We start from the raw sequence: 24754 nt of genomic DNA, 5'->3' as shown, positions 1-24754 counted from the left end.
ACACGGCCGCCTTTTAACTCTTCGTTAAAGGCCATAAATGAGAACATTAAATCTGAATGCATTAACGTTACGGGGTACTTACTTAAAGGTAATTATGGTTCCTCCTCTTTGTGAGCTGAGTGGAAGGTAATGTACACCTGATATGTTGCCGGATAAATATGGTGAAAAGCTGATGGGAAGTTTTGGGATAATTCTGGAATGAGATGCTTTTGGTGATTATTGAGAATTGAGCTTATAATTACAACTAATTGATATTATTGATTTTTATTTTTTGAGTGGTTGGCTTTTTTATATTTTAAATGCGGTTTGATTGTAGCATTTAAAGTACTTTCTGGTGCATGTTTGGGAAGTTTCATGACAAAAATTCTTAATGTTCAGAGAAGTGTCTTTTCTGAGGTTGTTTTTTATTTATAATTAATGCCAGCCATTGAATGAAAGTCTACAGGAAGTCTTGCTCATCAATGTCTGTATTGAGGGGTGTTCAACGCCAGAATACATATTGTCGTTAATATTACAGCGCTATAAAACGAAGGCGGCCTTCTTTCTGAAGGCGCGTTCTTGCTTTAATCTAAAAGGGATGGTTAGTGGCAACTTCAATAGTGTTAGTGACTCAGGATCGCTATCTTGTCAGGGGGATGAGGCTATTTTTCCCGGATATTATCCTGCTCGACTCGATTGACAGAAACATATTTGATAACGGTGCAGATGAATATTCTGTGTTGATTGATAGTCGTTCTCCGCTCCGCTTATATGACTACCTGATACGCCATCCGGCCAGAACAAAAAAAACGATCTGCTGCGTTATGCTGGATATGCGACATCGCGAGGAGAATCTACTCAGTATGAAGTTGTTTATGAACACGTCGCTTACAGCGCCGGATATGGCGTCGTTATTTAACCTGGTGCTCAATATGAAGGGCAGGCGCCTGTCCACCAAATGGCTGCTTAACTTGCGGCTTAGCACGCACGAAGCAATCATGCTGCGGTTGCTGAGGGCAGGGATGTCGATGGAGGCGATTGCCGATGAGCTGAACACGTCGGTTAAAAGCCTTTACCGCAAACGAACGGCGCTGTCGGAGCGCCTGGGGGCGGAGAACTTCAACGAGGCGTGTTTATTTATCTTTAAAAATAAACTGCTGGACGCGGTTGGGAACGATCCCTGACATTGTCAGAAGCCAAAAGCAAAAACCCGCCACGAGGGCGGGTTTTTTAAATGCAGATAGGTCAGAACGACCAGCGCAGATTAGCGTTAACCGAGTTGACGCGGGTATCCGCACCATATTGCCCCTGATAACCCACATCCAGCGTCGCAGCACGCGACAGCTGTACGCTCACGCCGATATCACCCACCATCACGTCCTCATCCACGGCCTGACCCTGAGTAATGAACGCGTCGCTGCCCGCAAACGCCATGCGCGAAGAGGTATTCTTATCGCCATAGGCGTGCTGCCAGCCCAACGAACCGTAGAGGTTAACGTTCTTCGGCAACTCGGTCACACCGCGCACCCCGAGGGTGGAATAGAAGGTGTTCATCGTTTCGTTACGCACGCTCAGCGCGGCGGCACCGCCGTCTTCCCTGAAGCTGTCGGTATGCAGCCGAATGTACGATAAATTGACGAACGGCTCGATATTCATATCAGGCTGGCCGAAACGGTAGCCCGCTTCGGTGAACGCCAGCAGCGAGTTGGCGTCGTAATCCGACTTCAGCCGATCCGAGAAGCCGCTGAAATCAACATTGCGCTCGCCTTCGATCTTGTGCCAGGTGTAGCCCAGCGCGCCGCGAAGGGAGAATGCATCCTTTTGACCGGCTGCATACAGGCCAAGGTGGTAGTTGTCGGTATCCGTTGAGGAGCGACGGCTGTCGACGTCGTAATCGCCCCGGCTGTAGCCGAAGTAGCCGCCGACACGCACGTTATGGTCCGCGAGCTTGCGATCGGCCCCAAGCAGAAAGCCGGTGGTATTACCGTCCAGCTTGCCCACGTTACCGTCGCCGCTGTTTCGGCTCCAGGAGCTGAAGGTCTGGCCCCAGACGCCATTGTTTTGCGGCTCCGGCTGCTGCACCAGCGACATCGCTAACGGTGGTATCGGCAGACTGTCGTTATCAAACGCGCGCTGCATTCGCTGGTTTAACACGTTAAACACCTGCGTGCTGCCGGCGATCAGGTTGGACTGTAATGACGGATAAACTTCACCGGACAGCTGGTTGAACGCCTCGCGCGCTTCCGGCGCGCTCAGCACCAGCAGCGAGTTGTACAGCGCCAGCGACGGGCCGCTTTGCGTCAGCGTGGAGAGCGCGCCGGCGGTATTCCACTGGTTGCTGCTATTGGCGACGGTCTGGAAAATCCCCGGTTTGCCGCTGCCCGGATTCTCACCGCCAGGGTTTTCTCCCCCCGGGTTCTCACCGCCAGGATTCTCACCGCCTGGGTTTCCTCCTCCTGGATTTTCACCTCCCGGGTTTTCGCCTCCAGGATTCTCGCCGCCGGTCTCTTTCTGTGCGATGGTCAGATCGACGGCGTTAGTGCTCTGGTTGAGCGCCACGTCCAGGAAGGCGGATTTGGAAATCGCCCCCGCGAACTGACCGTCAATTCCCCCGTCGGAGGTTAAAATGCGGTAGCTTTGGCCCGTTTTGTAGCTGGTTTGCGGATCCAGCGCGGTGACCTGGACTTGAGCCCGATCGCTGATGGTCGTTTTGCCCGCTACCAGCAACTGGTCGCTGCGGCCATCACCGGCGATATCGACGTCATAGAAAGACTCACCCACAAAATTCAGATAACGCTTCAGCGTCAGCGTGCCGATATCGCCATCCCCTGGTGAAATATGCCCGCCGGACAGGATCTCGGTCTGGCCCAGCGTGCCGTTCCCCCCCAGTGTACCGCCGGCCTTGATTGACGCGGCGCTGCTGTAGCCCAGCCCGTTGCTGACGTCGGTTCCCGCCGTCGCGTTGAGGATCAGCGTCCCGCCGTTCTCGGCGCTAAGGGTCTGAATATCAAAAATATCGTCTTCTGGCTGGGTGTTGATGTTGCTGGCAATAATGACTTTGCCACCGCGTGCGGTCACGTTCGCCTGAAGGGTTGAAAGATCGCCGTTCAGCGTTGTCTGCCCGGAGGTATTGATTACCTCACCTTCGCCGCTCATCTTGTTGCTGAAGACGTAATTTCCGTCGGTATGGTTGAAGTAGACATAGCTGCCGAACAGCCCGCCGCGCAGGCTGATTGCCGTATTCGCATCGAGAGTACCTGCGCCGCCCGCTGTGCCAAGCGTTGGCTCAGTTAAACCTGTGCCGGTGTCCATGTTGCCGCGGCTGCCGATGATGAGTGCACCCCGATTCGAACCGGAACCCGAAGTCCCCACGATCAGCGCATTGCTGCCAGCGGAAAATGAACCGCCGTCAATTACAGACAGCACGCCATTGCCGTAATCGCCCACGCTCACGCTGCTGCCGCTGGTAAAGCGCGAGTCTTTGCCCGCAATAACCAGCTCGGCGGTTTTACCTGCCCCGGAGACGCCCGCCACCTGTACGCCGCCAACGTTAACCGCACCGCCGTTCAGCACGTCCAGGTCGCCATAAAGCGTTAACGTACGGCCAACATTCCACTGTGAGCCGCTCCCCGTGACGGTGGCTTTCGGGCTCAGCGTGTCGGTTTCACCCGGCCCGGTACCGTTGCCGATGCGCGCATCGTAGGCGGTACTGAGCGCCGCGCCGTCCTCAATCGCCAGCGTGGAGCGTGCGCCCAGATCGGTGCCTACGCTAAGAAAATTACTGGTCACGCGAGAGCCGGCACCCGTGGCGATAAGGTGGCTGTCGTAGCCGCGGGTAGTGCCGACAACGATCTCTTTTGCGCTGGCCAACGCACCCTCTTCGACTCGCAGGGTGCCGAGGCCAAGATTCAGGTCGCCGCGCAGGACATACTGATCGTTCACCGCGTTAAGCTCGGCGTTTGGCCCACGGACCGTGACCACGCTTTCATAAATTTGGCCATCGAACAGCCGTCCGATGTTGATGTTATAGGCGGTGATTTTGCCATTATCGATCAGCAGGTTTCCGGGTTGATTACGTCCAACGTAAACATCGCCGGTGTAACCCAGCGTTTCGGTAATACGCGAGTCGCCGTCAAAAAAAGCATCGGCTGCGCGCGCGAAATCGGCAGATGAAAGCAGTAGCAGCGGCGCGGAAAATAGAGCGAGGTAAAGTCTGGAAAGCGGCGTCTTAACCGCTAAAGAATGCGATGTAGAGTTATTCACGGGCTATCTCCGTACTCATTAGCGTGATGTCTGGAAAATCGTTTTTATATGAAAACTCAGATATGTCAGAGAATGTAAAAGGCGTTATTTATGTACGCCTTTTGATTTGCCGTTAATTATTTATGTGTGACAACAGGTGTACAGGTTGGCGCGCTCAGCGTCGGTGCTGATCCTAAAATCCCCGGCATCATCATCGATGAGCAATCGAAAATACGCCCTTTCTCCGTCGTCGCGCGATAAGACAGTTTCTGTCCTCCCAGTGCATCCGGCTGGGCGCCATTAACATTGGTCACGGTTATTTCATCCGATGAGCCCAGCCCCAGCATTTTAGCGGTCTCCGCCTGCAGGAGTGGAATAGCCTGATCGGTTTTAAGCGTGGAACAACCGGCTAGCATCAACGTAACGCTTAAAAAGATTAGTGGTTTTTTCATAAATTATCCTTTATATCCAATCAGTTAATTTCACTGATTGTATTTATGTTTTGAATTACCCAAATCAGCGAATAATATATTTCCCTTTCCTAATCGATAAAACCCTCCTAAAGTAGGGTGGGTAGATAATAAATCATCCGTACACTCAGATATGCGAAGGTAAAAGGAGGATCCTTTGGGGCACAATTATGCGTTGGTCGTTGATGACCATCCATTGGTAGCAAGCGGCATCGCCAATTTTCTGATTACACATTGCCAATTTAAGCAGGCGTACGTGGTGACGAATGAGGAGGATTGCTACCGTCAAATTAGGGATAATGGCCCGCCACGTTTGCTGGTAATCGATTTTTGGCTCTCGTCCGGAACAGCGTTGAAATTACTAAAAGAAGTTAAACAACTTTACCCACAGGTACGGCTTCTGGTGGTCAGCGGGGATGACAATAATGACATCTGGCAGAAAGTTCACGCCGCCGGGGGGCACGGTTTCGTATTGAAAAGTGAACCGCCTGAAATGTTCTCACGGGCCGTTTTTGCACTTACAGATAATTTGACCTGGTTTCCTGACAGAAATGAATATTCCGTTGAATCGAATAGTGAGAAGTTAAGTAAATTTAACTTAACGCCGCGACAAATAGACGTGTTAAATATGATTATGCGCGGCCTGCCGAATAAGCGAATCGCCGCGCAGCTTTCAATTTCTGAGCCCACGGTAAAAGAACACATCAGCAATATATTGAAAAAAATAGGTGTTAACAGTCGGGTCGAAGCCATCACGCTTCTGCATGGTAAGCGGGAATCATCAGAATGAGGTTTTTCCAGAGCTTACAGAACGATGGCATCTCTCCTCCCGCGCAGATCCGTTTACTAAACAACACCTTTATGCGGCTGGTGTTCAGCTTCAGCGCGGTGCCATTTGTCGGTATTCCTTTCGCCATCTGGATTAATTTGCTGGGCGATGAACTTGCCCCAACCATTACCTGGATAATTATTTACCTGCTATGTGCCGTGGCAATCCGAATATTGCACCGACGCTACCGGCGCGAAGTGAAAGAGCATGATGAAGCGGACGTCCTGCGCCGCTGGCTTCCGCGCATAAATAAGATTGCTTTTATTCACGGGCTGGGGATTTCATCTCTCTATTTAATTACGCCGCAGACGCAGAACTTTGACTTTTTCCTGCTACTTAATATCAGTATTGCCGCCATCGTCGCCGCCAATGCGACGCATCTGACGCCGGTCATCAGCACCTTTACGTGCTTTTTCTTCGCCTCCTGGGGGGTACTGAACCTCGGCATTATCTGGCGGCTGGATGATCTGATGTTCATTGTGCTGATGCTGAACCTGCTTTACGGCTTCGCCATTTACCGCCATGCGTTAACGTCGCACGCGTTCTTCATTCAGCAAGCGCTGCTTGAGGAAAAAAGCTCACGCCTGGCAGAACAGTTTCGTCAGGCTAAAGAGGAAGCGGAGCAAGCGCTGCTGGATAAGAATCAGTTCCTGACGACCGCCAGCCACGATCTGCGTCAGCCGGTACACGCCATGGGCTTTCTGATCGAAGCGATTATCCACCGAAACCGCGACGACAGCCTGACGCCCCAACTGCTTGACCTGCAGCAGAGCGTTCGCTCGGTGCATTTGATGTTCAATTCTCTGCTCGACCTCAGCAAGATTGAATCCGGGAACGTGCTCACTGCACCTTCCAGAGTGGACATCGGCGCTCTGCTCGACTCGGTGATCACGCTGTTTCGCGAAGAGGCCAACAGCCGCGCACTCAGGCTGTCCACCCGTCGGCCCAAACGCCGCATCTACGTGATGGGCGATCCGCTGCTGGTGCGACAATCGCTGATTAACCTGATTCAAAACGCCCTTCGCTACACGCAGCAGGGCGGCGTGCTTGTCGCCATTCGACCGCGCGGTGACGAGTGTCTGGTGGAGGTGTGGGACACGGGGGTCGGTATCGCCGATGACGAGAAAGGTAAAATCTTCTCTCCCTACTACCGCCCCGAGCTGGCCTGGAAGATCGACAGCGCCGGACACGGGCTGGGTCTGGCCGTGGTTGCCCGCTGTGCCAAACTGATGAAGGTGAAGTACGGAATGCAATCTATTGAAGGTAAAGGCTCACGCTTCTGGATGCGCTTCACTCAATATGCTGGAGAAGAGATCGCGCCGGACATCCCGCCCGCCGATGACAGCACCGCCGTGCCGGTACGCTATGCGCCGCTGCGCGGTTCCTGCCTGGTCGTCGATGACGACCCGCTGGTGACGTCTGCCTGGGAGAGTCTGATGCGCATCTGGGGGATCAACGTGCGCTGTGCGGCCTCCGCTGAAGAAGCGTTCGCCATAATCGACGACGGCTTCACGCCGTTCGCCGTGCTGTGCGATCAGCGTCTGCGATCCGGCGAAAGCGGCTTCGACATCCTGAAAGCGCTTTTTGAACGTCTGCCGGACATGAGCGGCGCGATGGTTAGCGGCGAATTTAACTCGCCGGTTCTGCTGGCGGCGGAGCAGGAAGGGTACCTGGTGCTTCGTAAGCCTCTGGAGCCGGCTAAATTGTATGCTCTGCTGACGCAGTGGTCCGGGTGTCGTTAAGGGAATTTAGAAGTGTTGATTCTGGCGGGCTTAGAATGCAAAAACGGACCTCCGTGGAGGTCCGTTAATATGAATTTGGTGCCCGGACTCGGAATCGAACCAAGGACACGGGGATTTTCAATCCCCTGCTCTACCGACTGAGCTATCCGGGCAACGGGGCGCATTAAACCCGATCTGCCCGTTGCCGTCAACGAAAAATGTTGTTTTCGTTACAGACTGCGCAATCTCTCGCCATTTCGCCGTACTCTTAAGCGAAAAAGTGCGTCCAAAGCGCGGAAAGCGGCATGGCGAGCAGCAGGGCGGGCAGCATATTCACCACCGCAAACATCTTGATCCCGCAGATGCGCAGCCCGGTTGCCAGCAGCAGCAGGCCGCCGACGGCGGTAAAGTCCGCCATCATCGCTGGCGTGGTCAGCGGGAGAATCAAAGTGGAGCAGGTGGCAAGCGCCAGCTGGATCAGCAGCATAGGAACGCAAATCGCCGCCACGGCAATGCCGAGCGTGGTGGCAAAAATAGTGGCGGTGAAGAAATCGAGAAACGCTTTCGCAATCAATATGCTTGGGTCGCCCGTCATCCCTTCCTGCATCGAACCGAAAATCCCGGTGCCGCTGGCACAAAACAGAATGATGATGGCGACGTAGTTCTGAATAAACGACTCGTGCGTGCCGTGCTTCGCCTTGCCCGGTCGGGCTATCAGGTTTTTGGCTTTGCCTACCGCATTATTGATGCCTTTTTCCAGATAGCAAAACTCGCCAATCAGCGCGCCGAGCAGGGTGGCCAGCACCATGACGGGCAGGTTGGCACATTTGATCACTAAAAGGATGCCGATGCCTAAGGATGCCAGGCCGAATATCGAGGGCATGGATGAGCGGATACGCTCCGGCAGCCGCTGACTCAACACTGCGCCCAGTACGCCGCCCAGCAATACGGCTCCGGCGTTAATAAATGGCCCGATAACCACGGTTAACTCCTGTTATTTACTCATTGATATTGCATTATTATGACACGTCAGGGCTGCGCGGGCCTTAGCTTTGGGTGGTTTCGTGCATACTGATTCCTTCTTGCACCTCAAAATAAAAGGTGACATTATTGCGCGAATTTTCTCCTCCCTGTCTCACCGCCCGGTAAGGGTAACTGCGCCTATGAAAACCATGAAAATTGCCGTCAGCCGCGAGCTGGTCTCCGCCGTCTCTACGCACCGTGAAAAGGTGACGCTGGACAGCACCGATTTTACCGATGTGGCGGCCGTAGTCATTACTTCAGCTGAGAGTCGCAGCGGCATTCTTGCACTGCTGAAACGCACGGGCTTTCATTTACCGGTGTTTATTTTTTCGCAGGAGCCAACGGACGTACCTGACGGCGCCACCGCGATCATCTCGGGTAAAGCTCAGGAGTTCCTGGAACTGGAGAGTGCTGCCTGCCGTTACGAAGAGGATCTGCTGCCGCCCTTTTTTGACACCCTGAGCCAGTATGTTGAGATGGGCAACAGCACCTTCGCCTGTCCGGGCCACCAGCACGGGGCATTTTTCAAAAAACACCCGGCAGGGCGACAGTTCTATGATTTCTTCGGTGAGAACGTGTTTCGCGCCGACATGTGCAACGCCGATGTGAAGCTGGGCGATCTGCTGATCCACGAAGGCTCCGCCAAGCACGCGCAAAAGTTCGCGGCGAAAGTGTTCAACGCGGACAAAACCTACTTTGTGCTAAACGGCACGTCGGCGGCCAACAAGGTGGTGACCAACGCGCTGCTGACCCGCGGCGACCTGGTGCTGTTCGACCGCAATAACCATAAGTCTAACCACCACGGCGCGCTGATTCAGGCGGGCGCGACGCCGGTTTATCTGGAAGCAGCACGCAATCCGTTTGGCTTTATCGGCGGGATTGACGAGCACTGCTTTGATGACGCGTATCTTCGGGACCTGATCCGCGAGGCTGCGCCGGAGAAGGCCGACGAGGCGCGTCCATTCCGCCTGGCGATCATTCAGCTTGGCACCTACGATGGGACGATCTACAACGCTCGTCAGGTGATCGACAAGATCGGCCATCTGTGTGACTACATTCTCTTTGACTCCGCCTGGGTGGGTTACGAGCAGTTTATTCCGATGATGGCGGAAACGTCCCCGCTCTTGCTGGAGCTGAACGAGAACGATCCGGGCATTTTCGTGACCCAGTCGGTGCACAAACAGCAGGCCGGGTTCTCGCAAACGTCACAGATCCATAAAAAGGATAACCACATTCGCGGCCAGGCGCGCTTCTGCCCGCACAAGCGGCTGAACAATGCCTTTATGCTGCATGCCTCCACCAGCCCGTTTTATCCGCTGTTCGCTGCGCTCGACGTGAACGCCAAAATCCACGAAGGGGAGAGTGGACGCAGGCTGTGGGCGGAGTGCGTCGAGCTGGGCATTGAGGCGCGCAAGGCGATCATTGCCAACTGTCATATGATCAAACCGTTTATCCCGCCGGTGGTGGCGGGGCGGCCGTGGCAGGATCATTCGACTCACGCTATCGCCAGCGAGCTTCGCTTCTTCAGCTTCGAGCCGGGGGCCAAATGGCACGGGTTTGAGGGCTATGCCCGCGAGCAGTACTTTGTCGACCCTTGCAAACTGCTGCTGACCACGCCGGGCATTGATGCTGAAACCGGGGAGTACACTGATTTCGGGATCCCGGCGACGATTCTGGCGCACTACCTGCGCGAAAACGGCATCGTGCCGGAGAAGTGCGACCTCAACTCGATCCTGTTCCTGCTGACGCCTGCCGAAAGCAGCGAGAAGCTGGCGCAGCTGGTGGCGATGCTGGGCCAGTTTGAACAGCATATTGAAGACGACACGCCGCTGGCGGACGTGCTGCCGACGATCTTCCAGAAATACCCGGTTCGCTACCGGGATTACACCCTCCGCCAGCTGTGCCAGGAGATGCACGATCTCTACGTCAGCTTTGACGTGAAAGATCTGCAGAAGGCGATGTTCCGCAAGGAGAGCCTGCCTGAGGTGGTAATGAACCCGCAGGATGCAAACCGGGCCTATATTCGCGGCGAGGTGGAGCTGGTTCGCATTCGGGATGCCGCAGGGCGCATTGCTGCTGAAGGGGCGCTGCCCTATCCGCCAGGCGTACTGTGCGTGGTGCCGGGTGAGGTCTGGGGCGGAGCGGTACAGCGTTACTTCCTGGCGCTGGAGGAGGGCATCAACCTGCTGCCGGGCTTCTCGCCGGAATTGCAGGGCGTGTACAGCGAGAAGGATGCCGACGGGATCAAGCGGCTGTATGGGTATGTATTGAAGTAGGCCCCCTCACCCTAACCCTCTCCCCAAAGTGGAGAGGGGGTGGCACGGAGCCGTCTTTTCACCCTCTCCCCTCTGGGGAGAGGGCCGGGTTGAGGGGTATCATCAAACCGCACTACGCTTGTACATCCTCCTCGGGTGCCCAATCTTGCCGTACAGCATCTCCACCGTCAGAAAACCCGCCTCCACGCAGTGTTCCAGATAGCGTCGGGTGGTGGTTTTACTTAACCCCGTTTCGCTCACCACTTCATCTACCGAAAAGCAGTGGGTAGCCTTGTCGTTAAACAGCGCCTGCACCCGCGCCAGCGTATTTTCCTCAATGCCTTTGCTGCCGTTGTCCAGACGGTAGTTTTTCGCCTGTAGCTGATACAGAGAATCGACGTTTTGCTGGTCGACAATCTTCCAGACCCGCTGCTGTTCGGCAAACTGCACAAACCGCTCCAGCGACTGGCTGAGCCGCTTCCAGGAGACCGGCTTGAGGATATAGTCGAACGCGCCGTTGCGAATCGCCTGGCTGCAGGTGTCCATATCGCTGGCGGCGGTGATGAAAATCACCGAGCAGTTGGCGCGGGCCAGCATCGGGTTGCTGATAAGGGTGATGCCTTTGCCGTCCGGCAGATAGTTATCAAGCAGCATCAACTGCGGCTGTTTACTCTCAAGCTGAACCTGCGCATCGGCCAGCGACGAGGCAATCCCGACCAGCCTCAGGCGCGGATGTTTGCTTATCAGCTCCGCGTGCAGCTGTGCCAGTTCGTTCTCGTCTTCAACAATCAGTACGTCGATAAGTTCATGTTGCATAGTCGGTATCTTCCAGTTGCCGGGCGGTTCCCATGGCCGGGATAAACAGTGAGAAAATGGCACCGTGCGGCGTGTTATCGGCAACTTCTATTGTGCCACCAGCCTGCGTCACGTAGCTTTCGATCAGATACAGGCCAATCCCGTGATCGCCGCGCGTTTTGGTGGTGATGCCGCGTTCAAAGATTCGGTCACGGATCGCCGGTGTAATGCCAACGCCCTGGTCGGCGACTTCAATAATCAGCTCTTGTTCGCTGAGTTTTATCAGTACCTCCACCGGTGCATGGGGAAGCGGCGACCGCTGCGTCGCTTCGATGGCGTTATCCAGCAGGTTGCCAATAATCGAAATCAGCTCTTGTTCCCCCAGCGGCAGGAACGGTTTGTCCAGCCGACAGGCCGGGTCGAAACTCAGCTCGACGCCTTTCTCCCGCGCGCGGGCGGCTTTGCCCAGCAGCAGGCCGCACAGGGTGGGGGAGCTGAAGCGCGAAGAGATAAAGTCCAGCAGCTCCTGAGCATGCTCCGACTGCGCCTGAATGTAGCCAATCGCCTCTTCATAGCGGCCCATATGCAGCAGGCCGGACAGGGTGGTCATCCGGTTTAACTGCTCATGACGCATGATGCGCAGGTTATCGACGTAGCGTTTCACCTGGCTGAGCTGGGCGCTTAGCGAGTCGATCTCGTTGCGATCGCGGAAGGTGATCACCCAGCCCTGCAGCGATCCCTCAAGCATAATGTGTACCCGGCTGGCAATGACCGTGAGATCGTTAAAGCGGCAAATTTCGTCATGGGTATCTTTCGCCAGCATCGTCTGCGTGTCGAAGAACGGGACCGGATCGATCACCTGGCTTATCAGCTGCCCGCGCAGCTCGCGCGCTGGCTGGCTCAGGCCCAGCAGCTTGCGCGCCGCCTGGTTGATCACCTCTATCCGCCGTTCGTTATCAATAGCGATCACGCCTTCGTAGATGGATTCCATCAGCGCCTTCTGCTGGCGCACCAGCAGACCGATCTCGCGCGGCTCCAGGGAGAAGATCTGCTTCTTAATGCTGCGGGTAAAGAACCAGGAGAAGATAAAGAGAGCGATCAGCAGCAGCACGGCAGCAATGAGGATATTGACCACTTTACTGACGGTAATGGTATCCAGGTAGCTGGTGAGATAGCCTACCGAGACAATGCCAACCACCTGCCCGGCGTCGTTGAAGATGGGGGCTTTACTGCGCAACGAAATGCCCAGCCCGCCTTTACGAATGGTTGTCGTGCTCTTCCCCTGCAGCACGGCTTCATTGTCGCCGCCAACCAGCGTCGTGCCCACCCTGTCGGCAAAAACGGAATGAAAAAGATGCCGTCCCGTATTATCGCCAATGACAATAAAGCTGGCGTCGCTGTGGGCAGCAATTTTCTGCATAAAATCATGGATAGCGTTGATATCTTTTTGTTCAACTTCATTGCGCAATGACGGAATAAGTGCAATCTCTTCTGCCTGTATTTTAGCGCGCGCGCTCATTTCCTGATAAAGCTGCTTTCCTACATCGGCATAATAATATCCGCCCAGCAGCGCAAAAAGCACTGAGAAAAAGGCAACCAGCGAAATAAACAGCTTAATCTGGAAAGAGACTTTCATAACTATCACGCAAGGTGGCGGCAAAGATCGTCAATATATCATCTTTTTTCATGCGGATGCCCGCTTTACGGGAAACTTGTGATCCCTTGCACAGCAGGGGCTGTAAATGATTTATCCTGAAGGCTTATGTACTTCATGCCGCTAAGTTAAATGTTATTTGCTTGTTCAATTCAGAAAAGAAACCATAAAAACCACGCTAATAAATAAGGCATAAATCACATTAAATAAAAGAAACCATTAAAACCATAGCTGCCATTAAAACTTCGCTTTTAATATGCCATCCCTCACATAAAGTAAGCCTTTGTGACTCTAAGCTGAACGGACAAAATAACTAAGGGGCTTATTATGAGCACAACTGACGATTCCTTCTCTGTTACCCACGACCCGATTGAAATTCAGCGGCCTTCGCTCAAGGAGCGCTGGTGGCATATTATGGATACCTGGAAAATTGGGATTATTCCTCTGCCGCTGTTCGTTCTGGCGGGCGCGCTGATTGCGATCGACTGCCTGGGCGGAAAACTGCCGAGCGACATCGTGGTGATGGTGGCAACGCTGGCCTTCTTCGGCTTTGCCTGCGGCGAGTTTGGCAAACGCCTGCCGATTGTCGGCAAGCTCGGTGCGGCGGCGATTTGCGCCACTTTCATCCCTTCCGCGCTGGTCTATTACGGCCTGCTGCCAGACGTGGTGGTCGAGTCCACCACCAGGTTCTACAAATCCACCAACATTCTCTATCTCTACATCTGCTGCATTATCGTCGGCAGCATCATGAGCATGAACCGCACGGTGCTGATTCAGGGCTTCCTGCGCATCTTCTTCCCGATGCTGTGTGGCGAGATCGTCGGCATGCTGGTGGGGATGGGCGTGGGTCTGGCGCTGGGCCTTGAGCCGTTCCAGATTTTCTTCTTTATCATTCTGCCGATCATGGCGGGCGGCGTCGGGGAAGGGGCAATTCCGCTCTCCATCGGCTACGCCACCCTGCTGCACATGGACCAGGGCGTGGCGCTCGGCCGCGTGCTGCCGATGGTCATGCTCGGCGGTCTGACGGCAATCATTATCTCCGGCTGCCTGAACCAGCTCGGTAAGCGCTACCCGCACCTGACCGGCGAAGGCCAGCTGATGCCTAACCGCGCGAATGCCGATGCCACCGTCTCTCAGCCTGCATTTTCCGGCAAAGCGGACGTCACCACCATCGCCTCCGGCGCGCTGCTGGCGGTGCTGCTGTACATGCTGGGCATGCTCGGCCACAAGCTGATTGGCCTGCCAGCCCCGGTCGGCATGCTGTTTATGGCGGTGCTGGTGAAGCTCTGCAACGGCGCCTCTCCGCGCCTGCTGGAAGGCTCTCAGGTGGTGTACAAATTCTTCCAGACCTCGGTGACCTACCCAATCCTCTTCGCCGTCGGCGTGGCCATCACCCCGTGGCATGAACTGGTGGCGGCGTTCACCGTCAGCAACCTGCTGGTGATTGTCAGCACCGTTTCCGCACTGGTAGCGACCGGCTTCTTCGTCGGCAAAAAGATTGGTATGCACCCGATTGATGTCGCCATCGTCTCCTGCTGCCAGAGCGGACAGGGCGGCACCGGCGACGTGGCGATCCTGACCGCAGGCAACCGCATGAGCCTGATGCCGTTCGCCCAGATTGCTACCCGTATCGGCGGGGCGATTAACGTCTCTATCTCACTGCTGATTCTGGGCAACTTCCTCGTTTAAGTTTTCAGGAAAGAACAATGAAACTCGCAAGCTTTTTATACCAGGGAAAACGCAGCTACGGCATCGTCCAGGCCGACGGCGTGATTGATTTGGGCCGCCGTCTGGGCGACCGCTACAGCGACCTCAAGGCGCTGCTGCAGGGCAACGGGCTGGCGCAGGCCACCCGTTACCTGAACGATGTGGTGGACGTGCCGCTGAGCGCCATCACCTTCTTACCGGTGATCGTGCAGCCGGAAAAGATCCTCTGCGTGGGCATGAACTACGCCGACAAGCGCAAGGAGTTTGACCAGCATAACCCGGCCCCGACGCTGTTTGTCCGCTTCCCGGATTCACAGACCGGCCACAACGAGCCGGTGCTGAAGCCGCGCCATTCCAGCGAATTCGACTACGAAGGCGAGCTGGCGGTGATCATCGGCAAAGGCGGGGAGAACATCAGCCGCGACGACGCCCTGCGCCACGTGGCGGGCTACAGCTGTTACATGGACGGCTCCGCCCGCGACTGGCAGCACACCTGGTTTACCGCCGGTAAAAACTGGCGTCAGACCGGCGCGTTTGGCCCGTGGATGGCGACGGCGGATGAAATCCCGGATCCGCATCAGCTGGCGATCCGCACCTGGCTGAACGGGCGCATGGTGCAGGAAGACAACACCAGCAGCATGATCCACAAGGTTGCGGAGCTGATCGAGTACATCAGCACCTTTACCCGCCTCAGTCCGGGCGATGTGATCATCACCGGATCCCCGGGCGGAGTGGGTAAAAAGCGTAACCCGCCGCTGTTTATGAAAGAGGGGGATCGCATTGAGGTGGAGATCGAGCATATCGGTCATCTGAGCAACGTGATCGTGGAAGCGCCGGCCGTTGGGCTTGCGGCGGCACATTGAGTAAGGCGGCATGAACAGTCAACCCATCGATTTTCGCCACACCGTTGTGGCGAAACACCCGGAACGCTTAAGCCAGATCCGCTACCTGCTGGCAGACAGCGGCCTTGGCCTGGACAACGACATCACGCTGTTCGTCGAAGCCTGGTCTGGCGCGCAGCTGGTGGGTTGCGCAGGACTTGCCGCCAACGTCATCAAATGCGTGGCGGTCAACGAGCAGCTTCGCGGCGAGAACCTCAGCGCGCGGCTGCTGGCAGAGGTGGAAAATGCGGCGCTGGAGCGCGGCCATTTCCACCTCTTCCTCTGCACCCGTCCGTGCAACCGGGAGCGCTTTGCCCGCAGTGGCTTCTGGCCGATTGCCCAAAGCGGGAACAACGCGGTGCTGATGGAGAACACCCCACAGGGGATCGAACGCTACTGCCGTTCCCTGCGCGCAAAGCGCAGGTGCGGGGAGAACATTGGCGCGATAGTGATGAACGCCAATCCGTTCACCCTCGGCCACCGCCATCTGGTGGAGCAGGCGGCGGGGCAGTGCGATGCCCTGCACCTGTTCGTGGTGCGTGAAGACGCCTCGTTCTTCCCGTTTAGCGCCCGTCTTGAGATGGTGCGGGCGGGCGTGGCGCATCTGCCGAACGTGGTGGTCCATGAAGGCTCGCAGTACATCATCTCCCGAGCCACCTTCCCGGCCTACTTCCTGAAGGAGACCGGCAAAGTGCAGCAGGCGTGGAGTGAGATCGACGTGCTGATCTTCCGGGACTTCATCGCCCCGGCGCTCGGCATCACGCACCGCTTCATCGGCTCGGAGCCGTTCTGCGATATCACCCGCCAGTACAACCAGACGCTGCACGACCTGCTGGCCTCGCATATCGACGTGGTGGAAATGCCGCGCATCAAGGCCACCGGCAACGCCATTTCGGCGTCTGAAGTGCGCCGCTTACTGAAGACACAGCAGTTTTCCCGGATCCGGGAGATTGTCCCGGACTCCACCTTCGCGCATCTCGAAACGCATTACCGTGCGAGTGCGGAAGTCGCTTAACTACCAGGAATTTATCATGAAAATTGTAAGGGAGGCGCTGGCCGGAACGCAGGAGTCCAGCGACCTGATGGTGAAAATCGCTCCCGCTCACGGCGAGCTGGAGATAGTCATCCACAGTGAAGTGATTAAGCAGTTCGGTGAGCAAATTCGCCAGGTGGTCAACGACACGTTGCGCGCCATGAACGTGCACCAGGGATTAATCATTATTGAAGACAAAGGGGCGCTGGACTGCGTGATCCGCGCCCGCCTGCAGAGCGCGCTGATGCGCGCTGCCGACGAGCAGGTCATCAACTGGGGGGCGCTGAAATGAGCAAACTCCGCCGCAGCATGCTGTTCCTGCCGGGCGCCAACGCCGCCATGCTCTCCACCGCCTTTATCTACCGCCCCGACTCCATCATGTTTGACCTTGAGGACGCCGTGGCCCTGCGCGAGAAGGACACCGCGCGCATGCTGGTGTTCCACGCCCTGCAGCACCCGATGTATCAGGATATCGAAACCGTGGTGCGCATTAACCCGCTCAGCACGCCGTTTGGCCTGCTGGATCTGGAGGCCACCGTGCGCGCGGGGGTGGACGTGATCCGCCTGCCGAAAACCGACACCCCGGACGATATCTACGAGCTGGAAGGCCATCTTGAGCGCATTGAGCGGGAGTGCGGCCGCGAGGTTGGCTCCACCCGAGTGATGGCGGCGATTGAATCGGCCATTGGCGTCATCAACGCCGTGGCGATTGCCCGTAGCTCTCCGCGCTTAATCGGCATCGCGCTGGCCGCCTTTGACTACGTGATGGACATGCAGACCGAGCGAGGCGACGGCACCGAGCTGTTCTACGCCCGCTGTGCCGTGCTGCACGCCGCCCGCGCCGCGGGCATCGACGCCTTCGACGTGGTGTGGTCAGACGTTAACGACGAGGCCGGGTTCCTGCGCGAGGTCGATCTGATCCGCAAGATGGGCTTTAACGGCAAATCGCTGATTAATCCGCGCCAGATTGATCTGCTGCACAACGCCTATGCCCCGACTCAGGAAGAGGTGGATCACGCCAGAAGGGTGATTGAGGCGGCAGAAGAGGGCGAGCGTAACGGCCTGGGCGTGGTGTCGCTCAACGGCAAAATGGTGGATGCACCAATTATTAACCACGCGCAGGTGGTGCTGGAGCGCGCGACGGCCTCCGGCGTGCGTCGGTAAGGATGAGATAATGAATCAGACAGAACTTCTCCACGTGAATTACCCCCATCTGCGGGACTTAAAACCCTTTGATACCGCCCACAGCGCTACGCCCTGGCTGGCGGACAGCGACGCGAAGCACGGCCGCAAGCTTTGCGCCTCCATTGAAGAGGCGGTTAAGCGCAGCGGCCTGCAGGACGGGATGACCATCTCCTTCCACCATGCTTTTCGCGAAGGCGACCGGGTGATCAACACCGTCGTGGCGCTGCTGGCGCGAATGGGCTTTAAAAACCTGACGCTGGCCTCAAGCTCCCTGATGACCTGCAACGACGCGCTGATCGAACATATCGAAAGCGGCGTCATCACCCGAATTTACACCTCAGGCATGCGCGGCAGGCTGGCGGACGCCATCTCCCACGGGCTGATGGACGAGCCGGTGCAGATTCACTCCCACGGCGGGCGCGTGAAGCTGCTCCAGGACGGCGAGCTGAATATCGACGTGGCATTTCTCGGCGTCCCGTGCAGCGATGAGTTTGGCAACGCCAACGGGACGCACGGTAAATCATGCTGCGGATCTCTGGGCTACGCGATGGTGGACGCGCACTTTGCCCGCAGGGTGGTACTGCTCACCGAAGAACTGGTGCCGTTCCCCAATATGCCCGCCAGCCTGGTGCAGGACCAGGTGGACTACATCGTGCAGGTTGAAAGCGTAGGCGACCCGGCGAAAATCAGCGTCGGCGCGGCGCGCGTCACCAGCAACCCGCGCGAGCTGATGATCGCCCGCTATGCGGCGGACGTGATTGAACACTCCGGCTACTTCAAACCGGGCTTCTCGATGCAGACCGGCTCCGGCGCGGCGGCGACCGCCTGCACGCGCTTTATGGAAGAGAAGATGGAGCGCAGCGGCGTGAAGGCGCGCTTTGCACTCGGCGGCATCACCGGCAGCCTGGTGGATCTGCACGAGAAGGGGCTCATTGAAAAGCTGCTCGACACACAGTGCTTTGACGGCCAGGCGGCGGCCTCGCTGGCGCGTAACCCGAACCACGTGGAGATCTCCACCAACGTCTACGCCAACCCCGGCAGCAAGGCGGCAAGCTGCGACCAGCTCGACGTAGTGATCCTCAGCGCCCTCGAAATTGACGTCGATTTCAACGTTAACGTCATCACCGGCTCCAACGGCGTGATGCGCGGCGCGTCCGGCGGGCACTGCGACGTGGCCGCCGCGGCGAACCTGACCATCGTCGTCGCGCCGCTGCTGCGCAGCCGCATTCCGACGGTCGTGAAGCGGGTCACCACGCGCCTCACGCCGGGTGAGAGCATCGACGTGCTGGTCACCGATCACGGTATTGCGGTCAACCCGGCGCGCCCGGAGATCCGCGAGCGGCTGCTGGACGCCGGGCTGAAGGTTGTGGACATCAGCGCGCTCTACGAGCGGGCGATTTCCCTGACCGGCGTACCGAAACCGATTGAGTTTACCGACAAAATCGTCGGGGTGATCCGCTACCGCGACGGCAGCGTGATCGACACTGTTCGACAGGTAAAGGAGTGAATATGACCATTGCGACACCCGTGCGGACGGGTGTCAGCCTGGACGAACTGCTGGCGGCAAAAGAGCGCCGCGCAGCCCGTCAGGCTGACTGGCTCACGCACTATCAACAGCCGGTGATTTCCCTCACGCTGGTCACGCCAGGGGAAATCAAAGACAGCCTGCGCTATCGCAATACCATGGGCGTGGCGCTGCAGATGTGCGACCAGCTGCTGTGGGAGAACCGCTGGCAGGTGCTGGACCGCCAGGTGCTGTGGCTCCCGACCGGGCCTGAGGCCATCTGGTGCGTGGCCCATCCGGCGACGGAAATCAAAGCGCACTGTGCGGAGCTGGAGCAGATGCACCCGCTCGGCAGGCTGTGGGATCTGGACGTGATCTGTCCTCAGCACGGCCACGTCGGGCGTCAGTCGCTGGGGGCAAATCTCAGGCGCTGCCTCATCTGCGACGAGCCCGCCCACGCCTGCTCTCGTTCGCGCAATCACCCCGTTGAGCAGGTGGTTTCCCGCGTGGAGAAGATGATAGATGACTGGTTTGCTCGCGACTAAACCGCGCCCGGCTGACGTGCCCGCGCTTGCCGAAGCGGCGCTGTGGCAGGAGCTGGAGCTGACGCCCAAGCCGGGGCTGGTGGACAAGCTCAATAACGGCTCCCATCGCGATATGGACCACGCGCTGTTCGTCCGCAGCATTGCGGCGATTGCGCCGTGGTTTTCGCGCTTTGCCGAGCTGGGCAACTCGCATGCGGATAAATCTGCTGGCGAGCAGCTACGGATCCTCCGCCCGATGGGGATGGCCTGCGAGCAGGCGATGTATGCTGCGACGAACGGAGTAAACACCCACAAGGGCGGGATTTTTGCCCTGGGTTTACTTTGCTTCGCCGCCGGACGTGTGAAAAATATCTCGGCAGACAGCCTCTGCTGTGAGGTAAGTAACATCTGCCGCGGGCTGGTGTCGCGGGAGCTGGCCGCGCGCAGCGGACGGGCGACGGCGGGAGAGCGGCAGTTTCAGCAGTACGGCTTAACCGGCGCGCGCGGTGAGGCCGAAAGCGGCTTTGCAACGGCGCGTAGGGCGCTGGCGCAGTGGAACGGACAGTCGCTTCACGGCCTGCTGTTACGCCTGATGGCGATAAATCAGGACAGCAACCTCGTTTCGCGCGGCGGCATTGAGGGGCTGCGCTACGTTCAGGGCTATGCGCGGGAACTGCTGGCAAACGGCTGGGATCGCGAGGCGTTGCTTAAGATGGATAAGGCATTGATTGAACGCAATCTGAGCCCGGGCGGCAGCGCGGATTTGCTGTCGGTGGGGTGGGTGTTGTCTGCAATAAAATAGCCGGGTGGCGGCTTCGCCTTACCCGGCCTACGGTCTGGTTTTGCAGGCCCGGTAAGCGAAGCCGCCACCGGGCACAACAATCAATGCGCGATCGGCTGCGCACCGTGCGGTTCACGTACGTGCTTGTACTTGAACAGCGCGATGAACGCGAAGAACAGTACCAGCGAGTACGCGGCGAAGATCAGCCACACAGGCTGCCAGTCGGTGATGCCGTTGGTGGTGTACATCTCCACCACTTTACCGCTCACTACGCCGCCCAGAATACAGCCGAAGCCGTTGGTCATCATCAGGAACATGCCCTGCGCGCTGGCGCGGATTTCAGGCTTCACCTCTTTTTCCACAAACACCGAACCGGAGATGTTGAAGAAGTCGAAGGCGCATCCGTAAACGATCATCGACAGTACCAGCAGCACGGTGCCGAACGCGCTTGGGTCGCCGTAGGCGAACAGGCCGAAGCGCAGCATCCACGCAGCGATACTGATCAGCATGACGTTTTTGATGCCGTAGCGGCTCAGGAAGAACGGGATGGTCAGGATGAACAGCGTCTCGGAGATCTGCGAGATGGACATCATTACCGACGCGTGCTCGACGATAAAGCTCCCGGCAAACAGAGGATCGTTATCGAAGCTGTGCAGGAAGGTGTTGCCGAACATGTTGGTGATTTGCAGCTCTGCGCCCAGCAGCATGGAGAAGATAAAGAAGATCGCCATGCGTTTGTTTTTGAACAGCGCGAACGCGTCCAGGCCGAGCATGGTGCTCCAGCTCTGGTTTTTTTGCTGGTTAGAAACCGGAATGGTTGGCAGCGTCAGGGTGAAGATCGCCAGCAGCACGGAGAGCGCTGCACCGATGTAGAGCTGCATATGGCTCAGTTCAAAGCCCGCGAAGCTCACGCCCCACATCGCCATGATAAAGCCGATGGTGCCCCAGATGCGGATAGGCGGGAAATCGGTGACGATATCCAGGCCGGCAGATTTCAGGCGGTAGTAGGAGATGGTGTTGATAAGCCCAAGCGTTGGCATATAGGCCAGCGAGTTAAGCAGGATCACCATAAACATCGCCCCCGGCGTGGTCACTTCGGCCGCCATAAACAGCGTCCCTGCACCCACCAGATGGCAAAGCATGTACAGCCACTTCGCGCTTAACCATTTATCCGCCACGATACCGAGCAGCGTTGGCATAAAGACAGCCGCAATACCCAGCGAGCTGTAAACGGCACCGATTGACGCACCGTCGAACTTGAGCGTCACAAACATATAGGAGCCGAGTGTAGTCAGCCAGCTACCCCACAGGCAGAACTGCAGAAACGACAATATTTTAAGCTGCAGCTTAAGGTTCATGTTACTTTCCTCACAAGTGAGCGGGAGATATGTTGTTTTTGGAACATTCAGGGTTGTTATTTGATGCAATTCTATCAGTTGGCAACGATATGTTTTGTTACCTCCCGCAAAAAAATGCAATCCACATTAATTTGCAGTTTGGATTGTGATGCAAATAACGTTTTCGTATGGGTGGGGGATGGGTGCGGCCTGATGCCCTCACCCTGACCCTCTCCCACAGGGAGAGGGGAAACAGAACACCTTCTCCCTGTGGGAGAAGGTGTGCCGATCAGCGGCGACGATAGTTCTTCTGCGCCGTATTCACCTTATACAGATAGCGGCGGGATTCCGCAGACGGGTGGCGAGTGGTGAGGGTTGAGTAGACATCCCCCGGTGCCATGCTGTTGATGATGTTTGCGGCCTGCACTTTGTCGTTCGAGAAGACGCGCAGCACGCTGCCCGCGCCGCCGTTGTAGGCTGTAATCACCGCATAGCGACGCGACGTCGGGTTATCGATGCCGCCAAGGTAAACGTTGTTCAGCATCGCCAGGTAGGCGGTCCCGGTATCAATGTTGCTCTGCGGGTCGAACAGGTAGCTGCGGCTCGGCGTGCCGGATTTCCCCTGCGAGCGGAAGACGTCCTTACCGGCGCTGTGCTGCACAACCTGCATCAGCCCCAGCGCGTCCGAACGGCTCACCGCGTACGGGTTAAACGAGGATTCGGTCTGCATAATCGCCAGGATCAGCGACTCATCCACGCCGTACTTACGCGATGCCTGACGCACCATGCCAAGGTACTTGTGCGCACGCTTGTCGAGGTGGTTCGGGACAAGGTTGATGGTGATGCTGTAGATAATTTTCAGGCCGTTAGAGCGGCTCTTCAGGCGCGTCTGCAGCAGGTAGTCGGCAAATTTCGTGGCGCGGCCTTCCCAGCGGATCGGCTGTCCGGTCTGGTCAACTACCTGACCGTACAGGAACGGCTCTTTTGAGATGGTGATGTCGTCGGCATCGGAGTAGAGATCGATAGATCCCGGATCGTCACCCATCAACAGGGTTTTGACGATCGCCTGACGCAGCCGTGCCGCAGGGTCAGTGCCTGCGATGGTTTCAATGGTGATCGTACCCTCATCAAAGTTGATGTGGCTACGGGTCAGATAGGCGTCGGTGTACTTAACGTAGTCCTTCGGTCCGGCAATAAGAACTTCGTTAAATCCCCATATATTCTCGATGTTGTGGGCAAACTGCCCCATCAAAATGTCAAAACCGTTGGTGTCCTTGACCCAGGCTTCGTTGTAATCATCGCCTTTTTTGGACGAACACGAGACCAGCAACGGCGCAACAAGGGCTAGCGCTAAAAGTTTTTTCATCATTCCGGGAGTGCGTGTTGTGTTTGCTTTAACGGCGGGGTTCACCCGCACGCTGTTATTTTTCCGGCGGCGTATAGCCTTCGATGTGCACGTCTTTACCTTCGAACAGGAAGCTCACCATCTCCTGCTCCAGCAGCTTGCGGTGCTCCGGGTTCATCATGCTGAGCTTTTTCTCGTTGATCAGCATGGTCTGCTTTTTCTGCCACTGTCCCCAGGCTTCTTTGGAGATCTCGTTATAGATGCGCTTGCCCAGATCCCCCGGATAAAGCTGGAAATCCAGGCCTTCAGCGTCGCGCTGCAGGAAAGTACAAAAAATCGTTCTGGCCATACTCATTCCTCTTTTTCTTGTCGATGCTAAACCATTGCACCGGCACGTAATTGCTGTAACAGGCGCTCTACGGGAGCCGCCAGCCCGACTGATGGCGGTTGCGCTAAGTTATACCAGAGAGCGGTGCCTTCATCCATGCACGAGGTGAATGAGGACACGGGAAGCCACATCGGGACAATATCCAGATGGAAATGGCTGAAGGTATGGCGAAACGCGGTCAGCTGCGTCAGGTTATCGGCAGCAATCCTGCGCTTTTGAAGCCACTCACGCAGCAAGTCTTCATTTTCAAACTGTGGGAAGCAGTATAGACCACCCCACAGACCGCTCGGCGGACGCTGGGCAAGGAACACGTCGTCGCCGTGCTGCATCAGCAGCATATAGCCCGTGCGCTCCGGCAGAGTCTGTTTGGGTTTCTTACCTGGATACTGCGCCCATGAATGGTTGGCGTAGGCCACGCAGAGGTTGTTTACCGGGCAGAGTTCACACTTAGGTTTTGAACGCGTGCAGACCATTGCGCCGAGATCCATCATCGCCTGGTTGAAACGCTCGACGCCGTTGGCCGGGGTGACCGTTTCACTTATTTCCCAAAGACGTTTCTCAACGTCCTTCTTACCCGGCCAGCCGTCGACGGCATAACAGCGGGCCAGCACGCGCTTCACGTTGCCGTCGAGGATCGGGAAATGCTTGCCTAAAGACAGGGAGAGAATGGCGCCCGCGGTTGAACGCCCGACGCCGGGTAAGTCCGCCACCTCGTCGAAGGTTTCCGGGAATTTGCCGTTGTGGCGCGTCGCGACCTGCTGTGCGGCCTTGTGCAGGTTACGCGCCCGGGCGTAGTAGCCAAGACCGGTCCACAGGTGCAGCACCTCGTCCAGCGGGGCGTTGGCCAGATCGGTCACCGTCGGGAAGCGCGCCATAAAACGCTCGAAGTAAGGGATCACTGTGGCGACCTGCGTTTGTTGCAACATCACCTCGGAGAGCCATACTTTGTACGGCGTTTTTTCAATTTGCCAGGGCAGGGTTTTACGCCCGTATTTGTCGTACCAGTCCAGCACCTGGGCTGAAAATTGAGAGGCTTGCATGGTCATCGATTCGCATAATCAGGGACGCAGATTGCAGCACAGCGTCAATCTGCTGTAAACC

At 56.9% G+C, this 24754-nt stretch carries 21 protein-coding genes and 1 tRNA gene; 12 read left to right on the top strand and 10 right to left on the bottom strand.

The window, feature by feature from the left end; translation table 11 throughout:
- Positions 1-635 precede the first annotated feature (635 nt).
- Entirely contained in the window at positions 636-1163 is a 528-nt protein-coding gene (locus tag HBM95_19285) for a helix-turn-helix domain-containing protein (GenBank protein ID NIH45051.1), read from the top strand.
- Positions 1164-1224: 61 nt separating this feature from the next.
- Here the strand turns inward: HBM95_19285 and HBM95_19280 are convergent, their stop codons facing one another.
- Together HBM95_19280 and HBM95_19275 are read right to left on the bottom strand one after the other, a co-directional pair.
- Positions 1225-4242: an autotransporter domain-containing protein gene (locus tag HBM95_19280; GenBank protein NIH45050.1), complete on the bottom strand. Its 3018-nt coding sequence runs from the start codon at positions 4240-4242 to the stop codon at positions 1225-1227.
- A gap of 116 nt (positions 4243-4358) precedes the next feature.
- A complete protein-coding gene (locus tag HBM95_19275; protein ID NIH45049.1) occupies positions 4359-4673 on the bottom strand; it encodes a lipoprotein in 315 nt (104 codons plus the stop codon).
- Between the two features lie 175 nt (positions 4674-4848).
- Here HBM95_19275 and HBM95_19270 point away from each other — a divergent pair, with 175 nt between their 5' ends.
- Both HBM95_19270 and HBM95_19265 read left to right on the top strand, forming a co-directional pair.
- On the top strand, positions 4849-5481 hold the full coding sequence (locus HBM95_19270) for a response regulator transcription factor (protein NIH45048.1): 633 nt from the start codon (positions 4849-4851) through the stop codon (positions 5479-5481).
- On the top strand, positions 5478-7262 hold the full coding sequence (locus tag HBM95_19265; GenBank protein ID NIH45047.1) for a response regulator: 1785 nt from the start codon (positions 5478-5480) through the stop codon (positions 7260-7262). The genes HBM95_19270 and HBM95_19265 overlap by 4 nt, the downstream gene beginning before the upstream one ends.
- Positions 7263-7338: 76 nt before the next feature.
- Here HBM95_19265 and HBM95_19260 read toward each other — a convergent pair.
- Both HBM95_19260 and HBM95_19255 read right to left on the bottom strand, forming a co-directional pair.
- A tRNA-Phe gene (locus HBM95_19260) sits at positions 7339-7414 on the bottom strand.
- A 95-nt stretch (positions 7415-7509) separates the two neighbouring features.
- Entirely contained in the window at positions 7510-8223 is a 714-nt protein-coding gene (locus tag HBM95_19255; protein ID NIH45046.1) for a DUF554 domain-containing protein, read from the bottom strand.
- Positions 8224-8404: 181 nt separating this feature from the next.
- Between HBM95_19255 and HBM95_19250 the strand changes: the two genes are divergently transcribed.
- Complete coding sequence (locus HBM95_19250; GenBank protein NIH45045.1) at positions 8405-10540, top strand: ornithine decarboxylase; 2136 nt, start codon at positions 8405-8407, stop codon at positions 10538-10540.
- Positions 10541-10642: 102 nt separating this feature from the next.
- On the opposite strand, the gene HBM95_19245 is transcribed toward HBM95_19250, so the two are convergent.
- On the bottom strand, positions 10643-11335 hold the full coding sequence (locus HBM95_19245) for a response regulator (protein NIH45044.1): 693 nt from the start codon (positions 11333-11335) through the stop codon (positions 10643-10645).
- Positions 11325-12950 (bottom strand): sensor histidine kinase, encoded by a 1626-nt coding sequence (locus tag HBM95_19240; protein NIH45043.1) that lies wholly within the window; start codon positions 12948-12950, stop codon positions 11325-11327. Before HBM95_19240 ends, HBM95_19245 begins: the two co-directional genes overlap by 11 nt.
- 345 nt (positions 12951-13295) lie before the next feature.
- On the opposite strand from HBM95_19240, the gene HBM95_19235 reads away from it, so the two are divergent.
- From HBM95_19235 to citG, 8 genes are read left to right on the top strand one after another with little or no spacing between them, the layout of a single operon-like run.
- Complete coding sequence (locus HBM95_19235; GenBank protein ID NIH45042.1) at positions 13296-14657, top strand: 2-hydroxycarboxylate transporter family protein; 1362 nt, start codon at positions 13296-13298, stop codon at positions 14655-14657.
- Between the two features lie 17 nt (positions 14658-14674).
- A complete protein-coding gene (locus tag HBM95_19230) occupies positions 14675-15538 on the top strand; it encodes a fumarylacetoacetate hydrolase family protein (GenBank protein NIH45041.1) in 864 nt (287 codons plus the stop codon).
- A gap of 10 nt (positions 15539-15548) precedes the next feature.
- Positions 15549-16571, top strand: coding sequence for a [citrate (pro-3S)-lyase] ligase (gene citC / locus HBM95_19225; GenBank protein ID NIH45040.1), 1023 nt, complete (start codon positions 15549-15551; stop codon positions 16569-16571).
- A 16-nt stretch (positions 16572-16587) separates the two neighbouring features.
- Entirely contained in the window at positions 16588-16881 is a 294-nt protein-coding gene (gene citD, locus HBM95_19220; GenBank protein ID NIH45039.1) for a citrate lyase acyl carrier protein, read from the top strand.
- Entirely contained in the window at positions 16878-17753 is an 876-nt protein-coding gene (gene citE / locus HBM95_19215; protein ID NIH45038.1) for a citrate (pro-3S)-lyase subunit beta, read from the top strand. Before citD ends, citE begins: the two co-directional genes overlap by 4 nt.
- 10 nt (positions 17754-17763) lie before the next feature.
- Entirely contained in the window at positions 17764-19281 is a 1518-nt protein-coding gene (citF, locus tag HBM95_19210; GenBank protein ID NIH45037.1) for a citrate lyase subunit alpha, read from the top strand.
- Positions 19282-19283: 2 nt separating this feature from the next.
- Complete coding sequence (gene citX / locus HBM95_19205; GenBank protein ID NIH45036.1) at positions 19284-19823, top strand: citrate lyase holo-[acyl-carrier protein] synthase; 540 nt, start codon at positions 19284-19286, stop codon at positions 19821-19823.
- Positions 19801-20604, top strand: coding sequence for a triphosphoribosyl-dephospho-CoA synthase CitG (citG, locus tag HBM95_19200; GenBank protein NIH45035.1), 804 nt, complete (start codon positions 19801-19803; stop codon positions 20602-20604). Before citX ends, citG begins: the two co-directional genes overlap by 23 nt.
- Before the next feature lie 80 nt (positions 20605-20684).
- Here citG and HBM95_19195 read toward each other — a convergent pair whose 3' ends face one another.
- From HBM95_19195 to mutY, 4 genes are all read right to left on the bottom strand, one after another.
- Positions 20685-21941 carry a nucleoside permease gene (locus tag HBM95_19195; GenBank protein NIH45034.1) on the bottom strand — a complete coding sequence of 419 codons (1257 nt, stop codon included), beginning with the start codon at positions 21939-21941 and terminating at the stop codon, positions 20685-20687.
- 268 nt (positions 21942-22209) lie between these two features.
- Positions 22210-23286, bottom strand: a complete 1077-nt coding sequence (gene mltC / locus HBM95_19190; protein NIH45033.1) for a membrane-bound lytic murein transglycosylase MltC — start codon at positions 23284-23286, stop codon at positions 22210-22212.
- 55 nt (positions 23287-23341) lie between these two features.
- Positions 23342-23614, bottom strand: a complete 273-nt coding sequence (locus tag HBM95_19185; protein ID NIH45032.1) for an oxidative damage protection protein — start codon at positions 23612-23614, stop codon at positions 23342-23344.
- A gap of 26 nt (positions 23615-23640) precedes the next feature.
- Positions 23641-24699 carry an A/G-specific adenine glycosylase gene (gene mutY, locus HBM95_19180; GenBank protein NIH45031.1) on the bottom strand — a complete coding sequence of 353 codons (1059 nt, stop codon included), beginning with the start codon at positions 24697-24699 and terminating at the stop codon, positions 23641-23643.
- Positions 24700-24754 lie beyond the last annotated feature (55 nt).

The organism is Enterobacter asburiae (genome assembly GCA_011754535.1).
GTDB lineage: Bacteria > Pseudomonadota > Gammaproteobacteria > Enterobacterales > Enterobacteriaceae > Enterobacter > Enterobacter cloacae_N.
Note: the sequence above shows the minus strand (reverse complement) of the source record. Positions and strands in the feature narration are given on the sequence as shown.

Excerpts from the sequence above, each read along its gene's own strand:
- HBM95_19285 (NIH45051.1), top strand. The coding sequence starts at position 636 with ATGAGGCTATTTTTCCCGGATATTATCCTGCTCGACTCGATTGACAGA.
- HBM95_19275 (NIH45049.1), bottom strand. The coding sequence starts at position 4,673 with ATGAAAAAACCACTAATCTTTTTAAGCGTTACGTTGATGCTAGCCGGT.
- HBM95_19265 (NIH45047.1), top strand. The coding sequence starts at position 5,478 with ATGAGGTTTTTCCAGAGCTTACAGAACGATGGCATCTCTCCTCCCGCG.
- HBM95_19250 (NIH45045.1), top strand. The coding sequence starts at position 8,405 with ATGAAAACCATGAAAATTGCCGTCAGCCGCGAGCTGGTCTCCGCCGTC.
- HBM95_19245 (NIH45044.1), bottom strand. The coding sequence starts at position 11,335 with ATGCAACATGAACTTATCGACGTACTGATTGTTGAAGACGAGAACGAA.
- HBM95_19240 (NIH45043.1), bottom strand. The coding sequence starts at position 12,950 with ATGAAAGTCTCTTTCCAGATTAAGCTGTTTATTTCGCTGGTTGCCTTT.
- HBM95_19235 (NIH45042.1), top strand. The coding sequence starts at position 13,296 with ATGAGCACAACTGACGATTCCTTCTCTGTTACCCACGACCCGATTGAA.
- HBM95_19230 (NIH45041.1), top strand. The coding sequence starts at position 14,675 with ATGAAACTCGCAAGCTTTTTATACCAGGGAAAACGCAGCTACGGCATC.
- citC (NIH45040.1), top strand. The coding sequence starts at position 15,549 with ATGAACAGTCAACCCATCGATTTTCGCCACACCGTTGTGGCGAAACAC.
- citD (NIH45039.1), top strand. The coding sequence starts at position 16,588 with ATGAAAATTGTAAGGGAGGCGCTGGCCGGAACGCAGGAGTCCAGCGAC.
- citE (NIH45038.1), top strand. The coding sequence starts at position 16,878 with ATGAGCAAACTCCGCCGCAGCATGCTGTTCCTGCCGGGCGCCAACGCC.
- citF (NIH45037.1), top strand. The coding sequence starts at position 17,764 with ATGAATCAGACAGAACTTCTCCACGTGAATTACCCCCATCTGCGGGAC.
- citX (NIH45036.1), top strand. The coding sequence starts at position 19,284 with ATGACCATTGCGACACCCGTGCGGACGGGTGTCAGCCTGGACGAACTG.
- citG (NIH45035.1), top strand. The coding sequence starts at position 19,801 with ATGACTGGTTTGCTCGCGACTAAACCGCGCCCGGCTGACGTGCCCGCG.
- HBM95_19195 (NIH45034.1), bottom strand. The coding sequence starts at position 21,941 with ATGAACCTTAAGCTGCAGCTTAAAATATTGTCGTTTCTGCAGTTCTGC.
- mltC (NIH45033.1), bottom strand. The coding sequence starts at position 23,286 with ATGAAAAAACTTTTAGCGCTAGCCCTTGTTGCGCCGTTGCTGGTCTCG.
- HBM95_19185 (NIH45032.1), bottom strand. The coding sequence starts at position 23,614 with ATGGCCAGAACGATTTTTTGTACTTTCCTGCAGCGCGACGCTGAAGGC.
- mutY (NIH45031.1), bottom strand. The coding sequence starts at position 24,699 with ATGACCATGCAAGCCTCTCAATTTTCAGCCCAGGTGCTGGACTGGTAC.